Here is a 17,950-nt window from a genome sequence, read left to right as displayed (position 1 = left end):
ATGGCCGATTTCGAGCCTGCAGTACTCGTTCTGGAAGACGGCACCCGCTATGCCGGGCGCGCGTACGGCGCTCGAGGTCGCACCCTCGGCGAGGCCGTCTTCGCAACGGGCATGACCGGATACCAGGAGACACTGACCGACCCGTCGTACGCCGGCCAGATCGTTCTCATGACGGCGCCGCACATCGGCAACACCGGCACGAATGACGTCGACATGGAGTCCCGGCGCATCTGGGTAGCCGGCTTCATCGTGCGCGAGCCATCGCGCGTGGTCTCCAACTTCCGGGCCACCCGCAGCCTCGACGACGACCTCGTGGACGGCGGCATCGTGGGTATCAGCGGTATCGACACACGAGCCGTCACCCGGCACATCCGCTCGGCCGGCGCCATGCGCGCCGGCATCTTCTCGGGGGAGGAATTCGCGCTTTCGGATGCCGAGCAGCTCGAGGCGGTCCGTGCCGCCGCGGACATGAGCGGCCGCAACCTCTCGGCCGAGGTCTCCACGCCGGAGCCGTATACGGTTCAGGCGGAGGGGGAGCGCATCGGCTCGGTCGCGGTGCTCGATCTCGGCGTGAAGAAGTCAACGCTCGACTATCTGGCGGCCCGCGGCTTCGATGTGCACGTGCTGCCGCACTCCGTCACCGCCTCCGACGTGCTCGCGCTCGGCGTCGACGCACTGTTCTACTCGAACGGACCGGGCGACCCCGCGGCATCCGAGGCCCATGTGGAACTGCTGCGCGAGTCGCTTCGAGCGGGCCTGCCGTACTTCGGCATCTGCTTCGGTAACCAGCTGCTCGGCCGAGCACTCGGCTTCAGCACGTACAAGCTGCCCTTCGGGCACCGCGGCATCAACCAGCCGGTGCTCGACAAAGCCACGGGGCGCGTCGAGATCACATCGCAGAACCACGGGTTCGCGGTGGACGCGCCGCTCGAGGGAATCATCGACTCACCTGCCGGTCTCGGCCGGGTTAAGGTAAGCCACTTCAGCCTGAACGACAACGTCGTCGAGGGGCTCAACTGCCTCGACCTGAAGGCGTTCAGCGTGCAGTACCACCCGGAGGCGGCCGCGGGGCCACACGACGCGAACTACCTGTTCGACCGGTTCAGGGACATGGTCATCGAACTCCACAGTGAGAAGGAAGGCGCCGAGTAATGCCGAAGCGCGACGACATCAACAGCGTTCTCGTCATCGGGAGCGGCCCGATCGTGATCGGCCAGGCCTGCGAGTTCGACTACTCGGGAACCCAGGCGTGCCGGGTGCTGCGCGAGGAGGGCGTGCGCGTCATCCTCGTCAACTCCAATCCGGCCACCATCATGACCGACCCCGACTTCGCCGACGCCACATACGTTGAGCCGATCACGTGGCAGGTCATCGAGGCGATCATCGCCAAGGAGAAGCCCGACGCGATCCTGCCGACGCTCGGCGGCCAGACGGCGCTCAACGCGGCCGTGCAGCTCGATGCGCACGGCATTCTCGAGAAGTACGGCGTCGAGCTGATCGGGGCGAACCTCGAGGCGATCGAGAAGGGCGAGAACCGTCAGACGTTCAAGGATCTCGTCATCGAGTGCGGCGCAGAGGTCGCGGCATCCCGCATCTGCCACACCATGGACGAGGTGCTCGCCAGCGTCGAGGAGCTCGGCTACCCCCTCGTCGTGCGCCCCAGCTTCACCATGGGTGGCCTCGGCTCGGGCTTTGCCTACAACGAGGAGGACCTGCGCCGCATCGCCGGGGCCGGGCTTCACGACTCGCCCACGCACGAGGTACTGCTCGAGGAGTCGATCCTCGGCTGGAAGGAATACGAGCTCGAACTCATGCGCGACACGGCCGACAACACGGTCGTGGTCTGCTCGATCGAGAACGTCGACCCGGTCGGCGTGCACACGGGTGACTCGATCACGGTCGCACCGGCGCTCACGCTGACCGACCGCGAATACCAGCGGATGCGCGACATCGGCATCGACATCATCCGCGCCGTCGGCGTCGACACGGGCGGCTGCAACATCCAGTTCGCGGTCGACCCCGCCAACGGTCGCATCATCGTCATCGAAATGAACCCGCGGGTCTCCCGGTCGTCGGCGCTCGCGTCGAAGGCCACCGGATTCCCGATCGCGAAGATCGCCGCGAAGCTCGCGCTCGGCTACCGTCTCGACGAGATTCCGAACGACATCACGCGGGTCACCCCCGCATCCTTCGAACCCACGCTCGACTACGTCGTGGTCAAGGTTCCCCGCTTCGCATTCGAGAAGTTCCCCGCGGCCGACCCGACGCTGACGACGACCATGAAGTCGGTGGGCGAGGCGATGGCGATCGGCCGCAACTTCGCGAGCGCCCTGCAGAAGGCGCTGCGCTCGCTCGAGAAGCGGGGCTCGTCCTTCCACTGGGGCGAGGAGCCACGCAGCGTGTTCGAACTGCTCGAGGCCATGAAGACGCCGACAGACGGGCGAATCGTGGAGGTGCAGCAGGCGCTGCGCAAGGGCGCGTCGATCGAGCAGGTGTTCGAGGCCACGAAGATCGACCCGTGGTTCCTCGACCAGATCGTGCTCATCGAGGAGGTCGCCGAGGAGATCCGCAGCGCCGAGACGCTCGACACCGACACGTTGCGCCGTGCGAAGGACCACGGGTTCTCCGACGCGCAGATCGGCCAGCTGCGCGGCTTCGGTGAGCACGACGTGCGCGAGATCCGGCACATTCTGGGTGTGCGACCCGTCTACAAGACGGTCGACACGTGCGCGGGCGAGTTCCCGGCGCTGACGCCGTACCACTACTCGAGCTACGACAGCGAGAGCGAGGTCACGCCGAGCGAGCGCCGCAAGGTCGTGATCCTGGGCTCCGGGCCGAACCGCATCGGGCAGGGCGTCGAGTTCGACTACTCGTGCGTGCACGCCTCGTTCGCCCTGCGCGACGCGGGCTTCGAGACCATCATGATCAACTGCAACCCCGAGACGGTCTCGACCGACTACGACACGAGCGACCGGCTCTACTTCGAGCCGCTGACGATCGAGGACGTTCTCGAGATCATCCACGCCGAGAGCGCTTCAGGCGAGCTGGTCGGCGTGGTCGTGCAGCTCGGTGGTCAGACGGCGCTCGGGCTCGCGAAGGGCCTGAAGGCCGCCGGCGTCACCATTCTCGGCACCAGCCCCGAGGCCATCGACCTGGCCGAGGAGCGCGGGCTCTTCTCCGAGATCCTCGAGAAGGCGCAGCTGACGGCCCCGCGCAATGGCACCGCGATCGACTACGCCGGCGCCACGCAGGTCGCCGAGCAGATCGGTTATCCGGTGCTCGTGCGCCCCTCGTTCGTGCTGGGCGGCCGCGGAATGGAGATCGTGTATGACTCGCCATCCCTCGCCGACTACTTCGAGCGCATGGAGGGCCAGGGCATCATCGGAGCATCGCATCCGCTTCTCGTCGACCGATTCCTCGACGACGCGATCGAGATCGACGTGGATGCGCTGTACGACGGCGAGACACTATACGTCGGCGGCGTCATGGAGCACATCGAGGAGGCCGGCATCCACTCGGGGGACTCCAGCTGCACCCTGCCGCCCGTCACTCTCGGCCGCGAGCAGATCAACGGTGTGCGTGAGGCGACCGCGAAGATCGCCGAGGGCATCGGCGTGCGCGGGCTGCTGAACGTGCAGTTCGCCATCGGCGCGGGCGTGCTCTACGTTCTCGAGGCCAACCCGCGGGCCTCCCGCACGGTGCCCTTCGTCTCGAAGGCGCTCGGGATCCCGCTCGCCAAGGCCGCCAGCCGCATCATGGTGGGGGAGTCGATCGCCGACCTCATCGCCTCAGGACTGTTGCCGGAGCAGGACGGGTCGGTTCAGCCCCTCGACTCGCCTGTCGCCGTCAAGGAGGCCGTGCTGCCCTTCAAGCGCTTCCGCACCAGGGACGGCAAGATCGTCGACTCCGTGCTCGGCCCCGAAATGCGTTCAACGGGCGAGGTCATGGGCATCGATCGCGACTTCCCGCATGCGTTCGCGAAGAGCCAGACCGCTGCGTACGGCGGCATGCCGACCGGGGGAACGGTCTTCGTCTCGGTCTCGGACCGAGACAAGCGGGCGATCGTGCTCCCTGCCCTTCGGCTGGCCCAGCTCGGGTTCGCGGTGCTGGCCACGGCGGGCACCGCCGAAGTGCTGCGGCGCAACGGCATCAGCGCATCCGTGGTTCGCAAGGTCAGCGAGAGGGCGGGCAGCGACGAGCCGACCATCGTCGATCTGATCGACCGCAACGAGGTCGATGTTGTGATCAACACGCCGAGCGGGCGAAGCGCACGGGCCGACGGGTACGAGATCCGTGCCGCCGCCGTCGCCGCCGACAAGCCGCTGTTCACGACCATCGCCGAGCTCAGTGCCGCCGTCGCCTCGATCGACGGGATCCGTGACGGGTTCAGCGTGACCTCGCTGCAGGAGTACGCCATCGAGCGGGCGAAGTCCGCGTGAGCGAACCCGGCTTCGGCACCCGCCTGCGCGCCGCCTTCGACGCGCACGGGGCGCTCTGCGTCGGCATCGACCCGCACGGGTACCTGCTGAGCGAGTGGGGTCTTGGGGACACCGCGAGCGGTGCACGCGAGTTCGGCCTGCGGGTCGTGGATGCGGCGGCCGGCCGGGCCGGCATCGTCAAGCCGCAGGTGGCGTACTTCGAGAGGTTCGGCTCACAGGGCTACCGGGCGCTCGAGCACGTTCTGGCGGCCGCGCGCTCCGCGGGCCTGCTCGTCATCGCCGACGCCAAGCGCGGCGACATCGGAAGCACGGTCGAGGCATACGGCGAGGCCTGGCTGACTCCGGGCTCACCGCTGGAAGCCGACGCCATGACGCTGTCGCCCTTCCTGGGCGTCGGCTCCCTCGCCGAGCCGCTGCGCCTCGCGAAGGCCATGGGCAAGGGCGCATTCGTGCTCGCTGCGACCTCGAACCCCGAGGCTCGGGCGACCCAGCGGGCGCTCACAGGCGGGGCCGAGCGCCCCACGCGAACGCTCGCTCGTGCGATCATCGAAGATGTGAAGGCCCACAACCGAGACGAGGCGACGGGGGCGCTCGCGTCGATCGGCGTCGTGATCGGCGCGACAATCGACACCGCTGACTACGACATCGACACGACGGATGCCGCCGGCGCCGTTCTGCCCATTCTCGCACCGGGCTTCGGCCACCAGGGTGCCCGCCTCGAAGACATTCCGCGCATCTTCGGCTCTCTCGAGCCCGGCGTGATCGTGAGCGAGTCGCGCGGCCTGCTGGCGGGCGGCCCCGCCGCTCTCGCCTCGCGCATCGCCGAGCGGGCAGCCGAGGTGCGCGCCGCCCGCGCGGCCCACGAGGGGCGAGGCTCGCATGGCTGAGCCGAACGCCCGACCGGCGCCGCCGGAGGTGGACCGACGGGCCGCCTCGCGCGCCGCCGTCGCCGCCCGACGGGCCCGAGCCGCGCTGAAGGCGCGGATCGCATCCGGCCACCTGAGCCCGCTGGAGGTGCTGGGTGCGGCCATCGCGAACCCCGAGGGCGTCGAGGGGCGAATGCGCGTGACCGACTTCCTGCTCAGCGTTCCCGCCATCGGGGCGACCAAGATGCGTCGCGCGCTCAGCTCGCTCGGCATCTCGGACGCCAAACGACTCGGCGGCCTCGGAATCCACCAGCGCGAGCGGCTTCGCGTGTTCCTCGCCGAGCGCATGTCCCGGCGCACCAGGGCCACCCGGCTGGTCGTGCTCGCGGGGCCTACGGCGGTCGGCAAGGGGACGGTGTCGACCTACATTCGCGAGAACTATCCCGACGTCATGCTGTCAGTCTCCGCGACGACGCGGGCTCCCCGGCCGGGCGAGGTCGACGGCGTGAACTACTTCTTCGTCGACGACGCCGAGTTCGACCGCATGATCGAGGCGGGCGAGCTGCTCGAATGGGCTGTGGTGCATAACGCCTACCGGTACGGCACGCCGCGGGCCCCCATCCAGGCCGCTCTCGACACCGGCAAGAGCGTGCTGCTCGAGATCGACCTGCAGGGTGCACGCAGCGTTCGCGCCGCCATGCCGGACGCCGTGCTCATCTTTCTGCTGCCGCCCACGTGGGAGGAGCTGGTGCGCCGGCTCGTCGGCCGCGACACCGAGGATTCCGAGGAACAGCAGCGTCGGCTGGCGACCGCACGCATCGAACTTGCCGCGCAAAACGAGTTCGACTACCGCGTCGTGAACGCCAGCGTGCCCCAGGCAGCCGCAGAAGTCGTAGAATTGATGGATGCGCGCCGCCGCCCGGTGCGCCCGTAGCCTTTACGCCGCTGGCTCGACGCGGCATCCCAACCACCAGCAAGGAGCACGACACCCATGGCCACTTCGCAAAAAGGCATCATCGACCCGCCCATCGACGACCTGCTCTCGAAGGTCGAGTCGAAGTACGCGCTCGTGATCTTCGCCTCCAAGCGTGCCCGCCAGATCAACGACTACTACGCCGACCTGCACGAGGGAAGCCTGTTCGACAACGTCGGGCCGCTCGTCGACTCGACGATCGACGACAAGCCCCTGTCGGTCGCCCTGCGTGAGATCAACGAGGACAAGCTGAAGAGCACCTCGATCGCCGACTGAGACGAGCACATACCGTGGATGCCGCCCCGAACCCCCGACGGAGAATCGTCGTCGGTGTGACGGGCGGCATCGCTGCGTATAAGGCCGTTCAGGTCGTGCGCGAGCTCGTTCTCGCCGGCCACGACGTGCACGTGGTGGCGACCGAGGCTGCCCTGCGGTTCGTTGGCGCCCCCACGTTCGAGGCCATCAGCCGCAACCGCATCGAGACCGATCTCTACGAGGGCGTCGCCGAGGTGCGCCACGTCGCGCTCGGCCAGTCGGCCGACGTCATCGTGATCGCACCGGCGACCGCGAACACCATCGCCCGGCTCGCCGCCGGCCTCGCGGACGACCTGCTCACCAACACCGTTCTCGCCAGTCGCGCGCCGCTCGTTCTCGCTCCCGCCATGCACACCGAGATGTGGCAGAACCCGGCGACCGTCGCCAACGTCGCCACCCTGCGCGAGCGCGGCGCCGTCATCGTCGGGCCCGCGACCGGGCAGCTCACGGGGAACGACTCCGGCCCCGGCCGCATGGAGGAGCCGGAGGTGATCGTGGCGGCGACCCTGCAGGCGGCAGGGGCAGCGTCCTCGCTCGCAACGGTTCAGGACTTCTCCGGGCGGCGCGTCGTCATCACGGCTGGGGGCACGCGCGAGCCGCTCGACCCGGTTCGCTTCCTCGGCAACCGTTCGAGCGGCCGACAGGGCGTCGCCCTCGCCAGCGCCGCACGCAACCGCGGCGCCGATGTCGTACTCATCACGGCGCACCTCGAGGTCGAGCCTCCCGACGGCGTCAGCCTGGTTCCGGTGGGCACCGCGCTCGAGCTGCAGGTCGCGGTGACGGATGCCGCGGCATCCGCTGATCTCGTCATCATGGCGGCGGCCGTCGCCGACTACCGACCTGAGCGAACGAGCGACGCGAAGATCAAGAAGGGCCAGGCGCACGAGGGGTTGAGCCTCGAACTCGTGCAGAACCCGGACATCCTCGCCGATCTCGCCGCGCATCGTTCGCCGGGCGTCACGCTCGTGGGCTTCGCCGCGGAGACCGAACCGGATGACGAGCGGCTGATCGAGACAGCCAGGCAGAAGCTGCGGCGCAAGGGCTGCGACTACCTCGTCCTCAACAGGGTGGGCTGGAGCACTGGTTTCGCCAGCGAGCGTAACGAGGTCATGATGCTCGATTCGGCCGGCGATATAGTGATGACGGCTGCCGGCGCCAAGGATTCCGTGGCCGATCGCATCCTCGATCGCCTCGCCTGACGCCGGGCTGCTCCGGCCGCGATGTAACCGCCCTCTCCTGTTGGGATACCTATGACCGACCTGCGTCTGTTCACCTCCGAGTCCGTCACCGAGGGGCACCCGGATAAAATCTGCGACCAGGTGTCCGACAGCATCCTCGACGCTCTGCTCGCGGTCGATCCGCACAGCAGGGTTGCGGTCGAGACGCTCGTGACGACGGGTCTCGTGCATGTGGCGGGCGAGGTGACGACGAGCGCGTACGTGGAGATTCCGGCGATCGTGCGCGAGCGCATCACGTCGATCGGCTACACCTCGTCAGACGTATGGTTCGACGGCCGAAGCTGCGGGGTGTCGATCTCGATCGGCGGCCAGTCGCCCGACATCGCCCAGGGCGTCGACGACGCCTACGAGAGCAGGGAAGGCGCAAGCGTCGACCTCGACGATCGTCAGGGCGCGGGCGACCAGGGCATCATGTTCGGGTACGCGACCAACGAGACGCCCGAGCTCATGCCGGTGCCCATCTGGCTGGCGCACCGCATGGCGGAACGCCTCGCCGAGGTGCGCAAGAGCGGCGAGGTCGACTATCTGCGACCGGACGGCAAGACGCAGGTCACCGTCGGCTACGAGGGCAACGTGCCGCGCACCGTCGAGACGGTCGTGCTGTCGACGCAGCATTCGCCTGCCGTGAGCACGGCGACGCTGCGCGAGGAGATGCGCCGCATCGTGATCGACCCCGTGCTCGAGCGCGTCGAGCTGGCGCACGCGAACCCGAAGACGCTCATCAACCCCACCGGCCGCTTCGAGATCGGCGGCCCACAGGGCGACGCCGGCCTCACGGGCCGCAAGATCATCGTCGACACGTACGGCGGTGCGGCCAGGCACGGCGGCGGCGCCTTCAGTGGTAAAGACCCGTCGAAGGTCGACCGCTCTGCGGCATACGCGATGCGCTGGGTCGCGAAGAACGCGGTCGCGGCCGGGCTCGCCGACCGGCTCGAGGTGCAGGTCGCGTACGCCATCGGAACGGCGGCGCCGGTCGGCCTGTACGTCGAGACATTCGGCACGGCGCACCTGCCGGACGAGCGCATCATCGGCGCGATCCGCGAGGTGTTCGACCTGCGGCCCGCCGCCATCATCCGCGACCTCGACCTGCTTCGGCCCATCTACGCCAAGACCTCCACGTACGGGCACTTCGGTCGAGAGCTTCCCGAGTTCACGTGGGAGCGTACGGATCGCGTCGACGACCTGCGCCAGGCCTCCGGCCTGTAGCCATGGCACAGGGGGACCTGGTCGCCCGCGTGCTGCTCGCCAGCGCCCTGCCCCAGCTCGACCACCTCTTCGACTACCTCGTGCCGCCTGAGCTGGCCGGCGACGTGCGGCTGGGCGTGCGCGTCAAGGTGCCACTGCGCAGCGCCGGTCGCGTCGCCGACGGTTACGTGGTCGAGGTCGCTCCCGACGCCGAATACTCGGGCAGCCTCAGCCGCATCGAGAGCGTCGTGTCGCCGGTGCCCGTTCTCAGCACCGAGGTATTCCAGCTCGCTCGACGGGTCGCCGACCGCGCGGCGGGCGGCGCATCCGATGTTCTGAGGCTTGCGATACCGCCGCGGCAGGTGCGCGTGGAGAAGGCCTGGCTCGCGAGTCAGCAGTCGACGAGCGAGCAGCCGACCAGCGCGCAGGCAACGAGCGAGGATGGCACGGCCGGCGGCGATTCGCCGAATGTAGAGCCGCCGGCGATCACGGGGTACGCCGAACAACTCGAGGAGGGGCTCGCTGCGGCCGCCCGGCTGAGCGTCGACGCCGTGCCGCGCCTCGTACAACTGCCCGATGGCGCCTGGGTGGGGCATTGGGCGCTCACGCTCGCCCAGGCCGCGACGCGCTGCTGGCTCGACGGGCGCAGTGCGATCCTCATCGTGCCCGACTATCGCGACCAGGAGCAGTTGCAGCGCGCCCTCGCCACGCTCGCGCCCGAGCACGCCGTGGCGAGGATGGACGCCCGGCAGTCGAACGCCGAGCGCTATCGGGCGTTCCTCGACACTCTCGCCTCTGCGCGCATCATCGTCGGCAACCGCTCGGCCGTCTATGCGCCGGCGGCCTCTCTCGGCCTCATCGCGATCTGGGACGACGGCGACCCGTTGCACGCCGAGCCGCTTGCGCCATACGTTCACGCCCGGGATGCCGCGCTCGTGCGGCAGGAGCAGCAGGGGTGCGCCCTCTGGCTGCTGTCGCACTCCCGCAGCATCGAGGCCCAGCGGCTCGTCGAGATCGGCTGGCTCAGCGCGGTTGCTCCGGCGCGGCGTGCGGTGCCGAAGGTCATCGTGACCGCTCAGCAGGATGGCGACGACCCGCTGGCGCGGGCCGCGCGCATCCCATCGATTGCCTGGCGGCACGCGAGGGCGGCCCTCGAGCACGGCCCTGTCCTCGTACAGGTGGCGAGGCCGGGCTACGCGCCGACCCTCGCATGCCGGCGTTGTCACCAGGCGGCGCGATGCACGCGGTGTGAGGGGCCGCTCGCCTTGGCGCACGCCGGGGCGACGCCCGCGTGCACCTGGTGTGGAGCGCCTGCCGTGGACTGGGAGTGCTCGGCGTGCGGCGAGCGAGCGTTCCGGCTGGTGAGTGCGGGCACCGGGCGCACTGCGGAGGAGCTGGGGCGCGCGTTTCCCGGCGCACGCGTCATCGTCGCCGACGGCGAGCACACGGTGCTTGAGGTGGGGCCGAAGCCGGCGCTCGTCGTGGCGAGTCGAGGCGCAGAGCCGGTCGCGGCGGGCGGTTATCGCGCGGTACTCCTGCTCGATGGCGAGCGTATGCTCGCGCGTGAGTCCCTGCGCGTGGGTGAGGACTGCCTGCGCTGGTGGTCGAACGCGGCGGCGCTGGCGGCGCCCGGCGCGACGACGATCCTCGCGGGAGTCGCGGGGCCCATCGCGAGCGCGCTGGCCACCTGGCGGCACGACGTGTACGCCTCCCACGAGCTCGCCGATCGCCGCCTCCTGCGCCTGCCGCCCACGATCCGCGTCGCGACCGTGAGCGGCGCGGCGGAAGCCGTCGAGGTCGCCGTCGGCGCTCTGGAGCCGGGAGACACACTCGACGCCCTCGGTCCGGTGCCGCTCGGCGACGGCACGGTGCGCACGATCCTGCGGTTCGAGTACGGTCGCGGGGCGGCAGTGGCGGGCGCACTGCGGGCCGCGGTCATCCGCAACGCGACGGGCAGGCGAAAGCGACCGGCGCAGAAGGGCGGCTACCGCCCGCCGCCTACACTCAAAGTACGATTCGACGACCCGGAGATCCTGTGACCGTGACCGACCCCGCCCGCGCTGCTGGGCCCCTGCGCATCGTGTTCGCGGGCACGCCTGAGGCCGCCGTGCCCTCGCTCTCATCGCTCGCGGCATCCGACCACGACATCGTGGGCGTCGTGACCCGTCGCGACGCCGAAGTGGGCCGCAAACGCGTTCTCACCCCCTCGCCCGTTGCCGAGCGCGCCGGAGAGCTGGGCGTGCCGGTCATCAAGGCGAACCGGCTGCGCGATGACGAGACCGAGGCGATTGCCGCGCTGGCGCCGGATCTCGGCGTGATCGTCGCGTACGGGGGGCTCGTGCGCGAGCCTCTGCTGAGCCTGCCGCGCCTGGGCTGGATCAATCTGCACTTCTCCCTGCTTCCGCGCTGGCGGGGAGCCGCTCCCGTGCAGCACGCCATCCTCGCCGGCGACGACGTCACGGGTGCCCAGGTCTTCCAGCTCGTCGCCGACCTCGACGCCGGCGACGTACTCGGCGAGCACCTGCGCCCGCTCGGCGCCGACGAGACGGCCGAAGAGGTGCTCGCCGACCTTGCTGTGACGGGCGCCGACCTGCTTGTGACGGTCGTCGACTCGCTCGCCCGGGGCGACGCCCTCGCGCGGCCGCAGTCGGGCGAGCCGACGCTCGCCCCCAAGCTCAGCGCCGCAGACGGGCGGCTGGACTGGTCGCGGGGCGCCCATGAGGTGTACAACCGCATCCGTGCCATGACTCCGGAGCCCGGCGCGTTCACGCACATCGCCGGCGTCCGCGTGAAGGTGCTCGAGGCGCGCATCGCCTCCGACGCCGGGCCGCTGGCACCCGGCCACGCACAGGCGGCCGCCGACGGCGTCCTCGTGGGCACCGCGACCGCTCCGATCGCGCTGCGGCGCGTGCAGCCCGCCGGCAAGCGCGCCATGGCTGCGAGCGACTGGTGGCGCGGCCTCGCGCACGAGGGGCCGGTGATCGCCGAATGACCCCGCCCACCCGCGTTCCGCCCACGCGCATCCAACCGGCCAGGCAGGTGGCGTTCGACGTGATCGCCGCCGTGCGAACCGACGATGCCTACGCGAACCTGCTTCTGCCCACGCGCATCCGGCGTGCGGCCCTATCCTCCGCTGATGCCGGGCTCGCCACCGAGCTCACGTACGGCACCCTGCGCATGCGGGGCTACTACGACCGCGTCATCGAGATCGCGGCGCGGCGCGGCGTCGATGAGATCGATCCGCCCGTTCTCGATGTGCTGCGCCTCGGCGCACACCAGCTGCTCGGCATGCGCGTGGCTCCGCACGCCGCCGTGAACGAGTCCGTGGCCCTGGCCCGGTGCGTCGCCTCACGATCCGCGACCGGCTTCTGCAACGGAGTGCTTCGCGAGATCGGCCGGCACAGCCGCGAAGAATGGCGGATGCGCGTTGCCGCCGCCGCCCGCGGAGCCGATGACGAGCGGGCCGCCCTCTTCTCGCACCCCGCCTGGATCGTTCGCGCCTTCCGGCAGGCGCTCGACGCCGAGGGCCGCGCGGGCGAGCTGGACGACCTGCTGACGGCAGACAACGAGGCACCCGCCGTGAACCTGGTGGCGCTGCCCGGCCTCGCCGAGCGGCCGCGCGACGCGGCCGGCAACCGGTTCTCGCCGGTGGGCTTCACTCTCGGCGGCGGCGACCCGCTGACGCCCGTGCGCGCCAGCGGCGGAACGCTGCGCGTGCAGGACGAGGGATCCCAGCTGGCCGCTCTCGCGCTCACACGCGCCCGGCCTGTCGTGGCGGGCGAGCGATGGCTCGACATGTGTGCGGGGCCCGGCGGCAAGGCCGCTCTGCTGGCCGCCGAGGCCCGCCTGGGCGGCGCGACGCTCGTCGCCAACGAGCTGGTTCCCGCACGGGCAGACCTGGTGCGCCGCGCGCTCGAGGCCGTTCCGGCAGACGTCCCCGTATGGCAGAACGATGCCACAACGATCGGTGCGCAGATGCCCGAGGCGTTCGACCGCATCCTGCTCGACGCGCCGTGCACCGGCCTCGGAGCCCTGCGTCGCCGGCCGGAGGCACGCTGGCGCAAGACGCCGCGCGACGTGGCCGAACTCACGACGCTGCAGTCGGCCCTCATCGACTCGGCCGCCGCCGCCCTGAAGCCCGGCGGCGTGCTCGCCTATGTCACGTGCTCCCCGCACGTCGGCGAGACGCGTCTCATCGTCGACGCGGCCATCGAGCGCGCCGCAGGCTCGCTCGTCCCGTTGCCGACCCGGCACCTCATCGAGGCGCTGTGCGTCGAACGGCCCGAGCTCGCCGGTCGCGATGATCAGGTGCAGCTGTGGCCGCACCGGCACGGCACCGACGCCATGTTCATCGCCCTCATCACCAAGCCCGCCAGCGACGCTCGGTAGGCTGGCAGCCATGTCCGTCAGGATCAACCCCAGCATCCTCGCCGCCGATTTCGTCAACATGCAGCGTGACCTCGCGCGCATCGGCACCGCCGACTTCGTGCACGTCGACGTCATGGACAACCACTTCGTGCCGAACCTCACCTTCGGTCCGCAGATGGTCGAGCGCATCCAGGCGGTCGCCGGCATCCCACTCGACGTGCACCTCATGATCGACGATCCGGAACGCTGGGCGCCGGGCTACGCCGAGCTGGGCGCCGCGAGCGTCACGTTCCACGCGGAGGCCTCGAGCGACCCTGTGGCACTCGCCCGGCACCTGCGTTCCCTCGGCGCGAGGGCGGGCGTCGCCCTCAAGCCGGCGAGCGACGCGGGCGCCATCGCCGACGCGATCGACGAATTCGACCAGGTCCTCGTCATGACGGTCGAACCGGGCTTCGGCGGCCAGTCCTTCATGCCGCAGACCATGCCCAAGCTGCGTGCGCTCCGCGAGGCAGCGGATGCGCGCGGCCTCGACGTGTGGCTGCAGGTCGACGGCGGCATCGACGAGAAGACCATCGTGACGGCGGCCGAGGCGGGGGCCGACACCTTCGTCGCGGGCTCCAGCGTGTTCGGGGCACCCGATCCGGCCGCGCGCATCGAGGAGCTGCGCGCCGTCGCCGCCGGGCACCGGCACACGCCCGGGTACTAGTAACCTGTATGCCGTGAAGACATTCGACGACCTGTTCGCAGAGCTGCGCGAGAAGGCGCAGAGCCGCCCGGCCGGCTCGCGCACGGTGGCCGAGCTCGACGCCGGCGTGCACGCCATCGGCAAGAAGATCGTCGAAGAGGCCGCCGAGGTGTGGATGGCCGCCGAGTACGAGTCGACCGACCGCACGGCCGAGGAGATCTCGCAGCTGCTGTACCACGTGCAGGTTCTCATGATCGAGCGCGGGCTCGGCACGGAGGACGTCTGGCGACATCTGTGACCCCCACAGCCGCCATACCCTCCACCCCCACACTTTCGAAGGTCGAACCCCACTCATGCTGAGAATCGCCGTGCCCAACAAAGGCTCGCTTGCCGAGACGGCCGCCCAGATGCTCACGGAGGCCGGCTACACCGGTCGCCGTGACCCCAAGGAACTCATCGTCACCGACGCCGTGAACGACGTCGAGTTCTTCTACCTGCGACCGCGCGACATCGCCACGTATGTCGGCAGCGGCGCCCTCGACGTCGGCATCACGGGCCGCGACCTGCTGCTCGACTCCGGCTCCGAGGCCGTCGAGATCGAGCCGCTCGGCTTCGCCGCATCCACGTTCCGCTTCGCCGGCCCGGCGGGCCGCTTCCACTCCCTCACCGACCTTGCGGGCACCCGGGTCGCCACCAGCTACCCGGGTCTCGTCGGCACTTTTCTCGCGGATGCCGGTGTGCGGGCCGAGCTCGTCAAGCTCGACGGTGCGGTGGAATCCGCCGTGCGTCTCGGGGTTGCCGATGCGGTCGCCGACGTCGTCGAGACGGGCTCCACGCTGCGCAAGCAGGGCCTTGAGATCTTCGGGCCCGTGATCCTCGAATCGGAGGCGGTGCTCGTCGGCAACACCCACGTCGTGCCCGGTGCCGACACGCTCACCCGCCGCCTCGACGGCGTCATGGTCGCGCGCCGCTTCGTGCTCATGGACTACGACCTGCCCGCCGACCTCATCGAGCAGGCGGTCGCCCTCACGCCGGGCGTGGAGTCGCCCACGGTCTCGCCGCTGCGGGACGCCGGCTGGGTGGCGGTGCGCGCCATGGTGCCGAAGGCGACGACGAACCGGGTGATGGATGACCTCTACGGTCTCGGCGCCCGCGCGATCCTCGTCACCCCCATTCACGCCGCGAGGATCTGACATGGCGCTGTGCGTTCGGGTCATTCCCTGCCTCGACGTGGCAGACGGCCGAGTGGTGAAGGGCGTGAACTTCCAGAACCTGCGCGACGCGGGCGACCCCGTTGAGCTCGCCCGGCGCTACTTCGAGCAGGGCGCAGACGAGCTGACGTTCCTCGATGTGACCGCCACGGTCGACAATCGTGCGACCACATACGACGTGGTGCGGGCGACCGCCGAGCAGGTCTTCATTCCGCTCACGGTGGGCGGGGGAGTGCGCTCGGCCGACGACGTCGCTCGCCTGCTCGCCAGCGGCGCGGACAAGATCGGCGTCAACAGCGCGGCCATCGCGCGTCCTGCCCTGGTGGCCGAGATCGCGGACCGGTTCGGGGCCCAGGTGATCGTGCTCTCTCTCGATGTCGCGCGGTCGCCGCAAACGGCATCCGGCTTCGTGGTCACGACCCACGGCGGCAGACGCACGACCGACCTCGACGCGCTCGAATGGGCCGCCGAGGCGATCCGGCTGGGCGCGGGCGAGCTGCTCGTCAACTCGATCGACGCCGACGGCACCAAGCAGGGGTTCGACACCGAACTCATCGCGCAGATGCGGCGCATCAGCACGGTTCCGGTGATCGCCTCGGGCGGCGCGGGAGCGGCAGACGACTTCGCGCCCGCGGTGGCCGCCGGGGCCGACGCGGTGCTGGCCGCGAGCGTGTTCCACTCCGGCCAGCTCACGATCGGCCAGGTCAAGGCCGCGCTGGCGAGCGAAGGAATGGAGGTTCGCGCATGAGCGAGCAGAATCCGAGTGCCGTCATCGACCGCGTGACGTTCAGCGATGCGGGCCTCGTGCCTGCCATCATCCAGCAGTGGGACACCCGCGAGGTGCTCATGATGGGCTGGATGGACGCTGAGGCGTTGCGTCGCACGCTGACCGAGGGCAGGGTGACGTTCTACTCGCGCTCACGGCAGGAGTACTGGCGCAAGGGCGACACGTCTGGGCACGTGCAGTACGTGCATGGCGCGGCTCTCGACTGCGACGGAGACACCCTGCTCATTCAGGTCGAGCAGGTGGGTGCGGCCTGCCACACGGGCGCGCACAGCTGCTTCGACGTCGATCCGCTCGATCCCGTCGTCTCACCCGGGCCGGGGGAGCCGTCGTGAGTGGCACGGGCACGACGAGCCGGGCGGCGTTCGGCGAACTCGTTCGGCACCACCGCGTGATCCCGGTGACCCGTGAGCTCTTCGCCGACGGCGAGACCCCCGTGGGCATCTATCGCAAGCTCGCGGCGGGACGGCCGGGCACGTTCCTGCTCGAGTCTGCCGAGCAGGGCGGCATCTGGTCGCGCTATTCGTTCGTCGGTGTGGCCTCGTTCGGCGTGCTGACGCAGCGCGGCGACGAGTCCAGCTGGCTCGACATGGGGGTGGATGCGGAGCGCGCTCTCGGCTCGGGCGCCCTCGAGCGCGCACCCCTCGACGCCCTCGCGCATCTCTACGAGCGCTGGCAGACGCCGCCGATCGCCGGCCTGCCTCCGCTCACGGGCGGCCTGGTCGGCTTCATCGGGTGGGAGGCGATCCGGCAGATCGAGAATCTGCCGAACCGACCGCCGGCCGACTACGACATCCCGGGCCAGGCCTTCTGCTTCGTCGCCGACCTCGTCGTCATCGACCACCGCTTCGGCACCGTGCAGCTCATCGCCAACGTACTGGCAGACGGCACCGAGAGCGAAGATGCGCTGTGGGATGGCGCAGCCGGCCGTCTCGACGCCATGCAGCGCGCGCTCGCCCAGCCGTCCGAGGCGTGGCTCGCCGAGGCCGACCTCGCGACCCCGGCTGACCCGGTCTCGCGTACCCGTCGCGACGACTTCCTTGCCGCCGTCGAGACGTCGAAGGAGCGCATCAGGGACGGCGACATCTTCCAGGTCGTCATCTCCCAGCGATTCGAGCAGGAGTGCACCGCGGCGCCCATCGACGTCTACCGCGTGCTGCGCTCGCTCAACCCGAGCCCATACATGTACCTGCTGAGCCTCGAGCGAGAAGACGGGGTGCCGTACACGATCGTCGGCTCATCACCCGAAGCGCTCGTGAAGGTGCAGGATTCACGCGCGTTCACGCATCCGATCGCGGGATCCAAGCCGCGCGGCGCGACACCGGACCTCGACGCCGAGCTCGAGGCGGAGCTGCGCGGAGACGCCAAGGAGCGCGCCGAGCACCTCATGCTCGTCGACCTCGCGCGCAACGACCTGCTGAAGGTGTGCGAGGCGGGCTCCGTCGAGGTCACCGAGTTCATGCGCGTCGAGCGGTTCAGCCACATCATGCACCTCGTCTCCTCGGTCGAGGGCGACATGCGTGACGGCGTCACGAGCGTCGACGTGTTCCGCGCCACGTTCCCCGCCGGCACGCTCTCTGGCGCACCGAAGCCGCGGGCGCTCGAGATCATCGACGAGCTCGAACCGGCCCAGCGCGGCGTGTACGGCGGCGTGGTTGGCTACTTCGGGTTCGCCGGCGACGCTGACCTCGCCATCGCGATCCGCACGGCGACCATTCTCGAGGGGCGTGCGCTCGTGCAGGCAGGCGGTGGCCTCGTGGCCGACTCGAACCCGGTCAGCGAATTCGAGGAATCCCAGAACAAGGCGGCGGCGCCGCTGAGAGCCGTCGCCGTCGCCAACGCCATGCGGCGGGTGCGCTGAGCATGAGCGATCCAGGCAAGACGAA

General features: G+C 70.0%; 16 protein-coding genes. All 16 read left to right on the top strand.

The window, feature by feature from the left end; all coding sequences use genetic code 11:
* From carA to OSC27_RS05220, 16 genes are read left to right on the top strand one after another with little or no spacing between them, the layout of a single operon-like run.
* Positions 1–1,152: a glutamine-hydrolyzing carbamoyl-phosphate synthase small subunit gene (carA, locus tag OSC27_RS05295; protein ID WP_267180343.1), complete on the top strand. Its 1,152-nt coding sequence runs from the start codon at positions 1–3 to the stop codon at positions 1,150–1,152.
* Positions 1,152–4,439: a carbamoyl-phosphate synthase large subunit gene (carB, locus tag OSC27_RS05290; RefSeq protein ID WP_267180342.1), complete on the top strand. Its 3,288-nt coding sequence runs from the start codon at positions 1,152–1,154 to the stop codon at positions 4,437–4,439. Before carA ends, carB begins: the two co-directional genes overlap by 1 nt.
* Positions 4,436–5,326 (top strand): orotidine-5'-phosphate decarboxylase, encoded by an 891-nt coding sequence (pyrF, locus tag OSC27_RS05285; RefSeq protein WP_267180341.1) that lies wholly within the window; start codon positions 4,436–4,438, stop codon positions 5,324–5,326. The genes carB and pyrF overlap by 4 nt, the downstream gene beginning before the upstream one ends.
* A complete protein-coding gene (gmk, locus tag OSC27_RS05280; RefSeq protein ID WP_267180340.1) occupies positions 5,319–6,239 on the top strand; it encodes a guanylate kinase in 921 nt (306 codons plus the stop codon). The genes pyrF and gmk overlap by 8 nt, the downstream gene beginning before the upstream one ends.
* Before the next feature lie 57 nt (positions 6,240–6,296).
* A complete protein-coding gene (rpoZ, locus tag OSC27_RS05275; protein WP_267180339.1) occupies positions 6,297–6,554 on the top strand; it encodes a DNA-directed RNA polymerase subunit omega in 258 nt (85 codons plus the stop codon).
* A 14-nt stretch (positions 6,555–6,568) separates the two neighbouring features.
* A complete protein-coding gene (gene coaBC / locus OSC27_RS05270) occupies positions 6,569–7,792 on the top strand; it encodes a bifunctional phosphopantothenoylcysteine decarboxylase/phosphopantothenate--cysteine ligase CoaBC (protein WP_267180338.1) in 1,224 nt (407 codons plus the stop codon).
* Between the two features lie 51 nt (positions 7,793–7,843).
* Complete coding sequence (gene metK / locus OSC27_RS05265) at positions 7,844–9,037, top strand: methionine adenosyltransferase (RefSeq protein ID WP_267180337.1); 1,194 nt, start codon at positions 7,844–7,846, stop codon at positions 9,035–9,037.
* Positions 9,038–9,039: 2 nt separating this feature from the next.
* Positions 9,040–11,055 carry a primosomal protein N' gene (locus tag OSC27_RS05260; RefSeq protein ID WP_267180336.1) on the top strand — a complete coding sequence of 672 codons (2,016 nt, stop codon included), beginning with the start codon at positions 9,040–9,042 and terminating at the stop codon, positions 11,053–11,055.
* Between the two features lie 32 nt (positions 11,056–11,087).
* The gene (fmt, locus tag OSC27_RS05255) at positions 11,088–12,008 is read left to right on the top strand and encodes a methionyl-tRNA formyltransferase (protein WP_267180441.1); all 921 of its coding nucleotides are present in this window, start codon (positions 11,088–11,090) and stop codon (positions 12,006–12,008) included.
* Positions 12,005–13,405: an RsmB/NOP family class I SAM-dependent RNA methyltransferase gene (locus tag OSC27_RS05250; protein WP_267180335.1), complete on the top strand. Its 1,401-nt coding sequence runs from the start codon at positions 12,005–12,007 to the stop codon at positions 13,403–13,405. Before fmt ends, OSC27_RS05250 begins: the two co-directional genes overlap by 4 nt.
* Before the next feature lie 10 nt (positions 13,406–13,415).
* Positions 13,416–14,090 (top strand): ribulose-phosphate 3-epimerase, encoded by a 675-nt coding sequence (gene rpe, locus OSC27_RS05245; protein WP_267180334.1) that lies wholly within the window; start codon positions 13,416–13,418, stop codon positions 14,088–14,090.
* A gap of 13 nt (positions 14,091–14,103) precedes the next feature.
* Complete coding sequence (locus tag OSC27_RS05240) at positions 14,104–14,367, top strand: phosphoribosyl-ATP diphosphatase (RefSeq protein ID WP_267180333.1); 264 nt, start codon at positions 14,104–14,106, stop codon at positions 14,365–14,367.
* A 55-nt stretch (positions 14,368–14,422) separates the two neighbouring features.
* The gene (hisG, locus tag OSC27_RS05235; RefSeq protein ID WP_267180332.1) at positions 14,423–15,262 is read left to right on the top strand and encodes an ATP phosphoribosyltransferase; all 840 of its coding nucleotides are present in this window, start codon (positions 14,423–14,425) and stop codon (positions 15,260–15,262) included.
* Position 15,263: 1 nt separating this feature from the next.
* Entirely contained in the window at positions 15,264–16,028 is a 765-nt protein-coding gene (hisF, locus tag OSC27_RS05230) for an imidazole glycerol phosphate synthase subunit HisF (protein WP_267180331.1), read from the top strand.
* Positions 16,025–16,399, top strand: a complete 375-nt coding sequence (gene hisI, locus OSC27_RS05225; protein ID WP_267180330.1) for a phosphoribosyl-AMP cyclohydrolase — start codon at positions 16,025–16,027, stop codon at positions 16,397–16,399. Before hisF ends, hisI begins: the two co-directional genes overlap by 4 nt.
* Positions 16,396–17,925 (top strand): anthranilate synthase component I, encoded by a 1,530-nt coding sequence (locus OSC27_RS05220; RefSeq protein ID WP_267180329.1) that lies wholly within the window; start codon positions 16,396–16,398, stop codon positions 17,923–17,925. The genes hisI and OSC27_RS05220 overlap by 4 nt, the downstream gene beginning before the upstream one ends.
* The last annotated feature ends 25 nt before the right edge of the window (positions 17,926–17,950 follow it).

The sequence above is a fragment of the Microbacterium sp. STN6 genome (assembly GCF_026410545.1).
Taxonomy (GTDB): domain Bacteria; phylum Actinomycetota; class Actinomycetes; order Actinomycetales; family Microbacteriaceae; genus Root112D2.
Note: the sequence above shows the minus strand (reverse complement) of the source record. Positions and strands in the feature narration are given on the sequence as shown.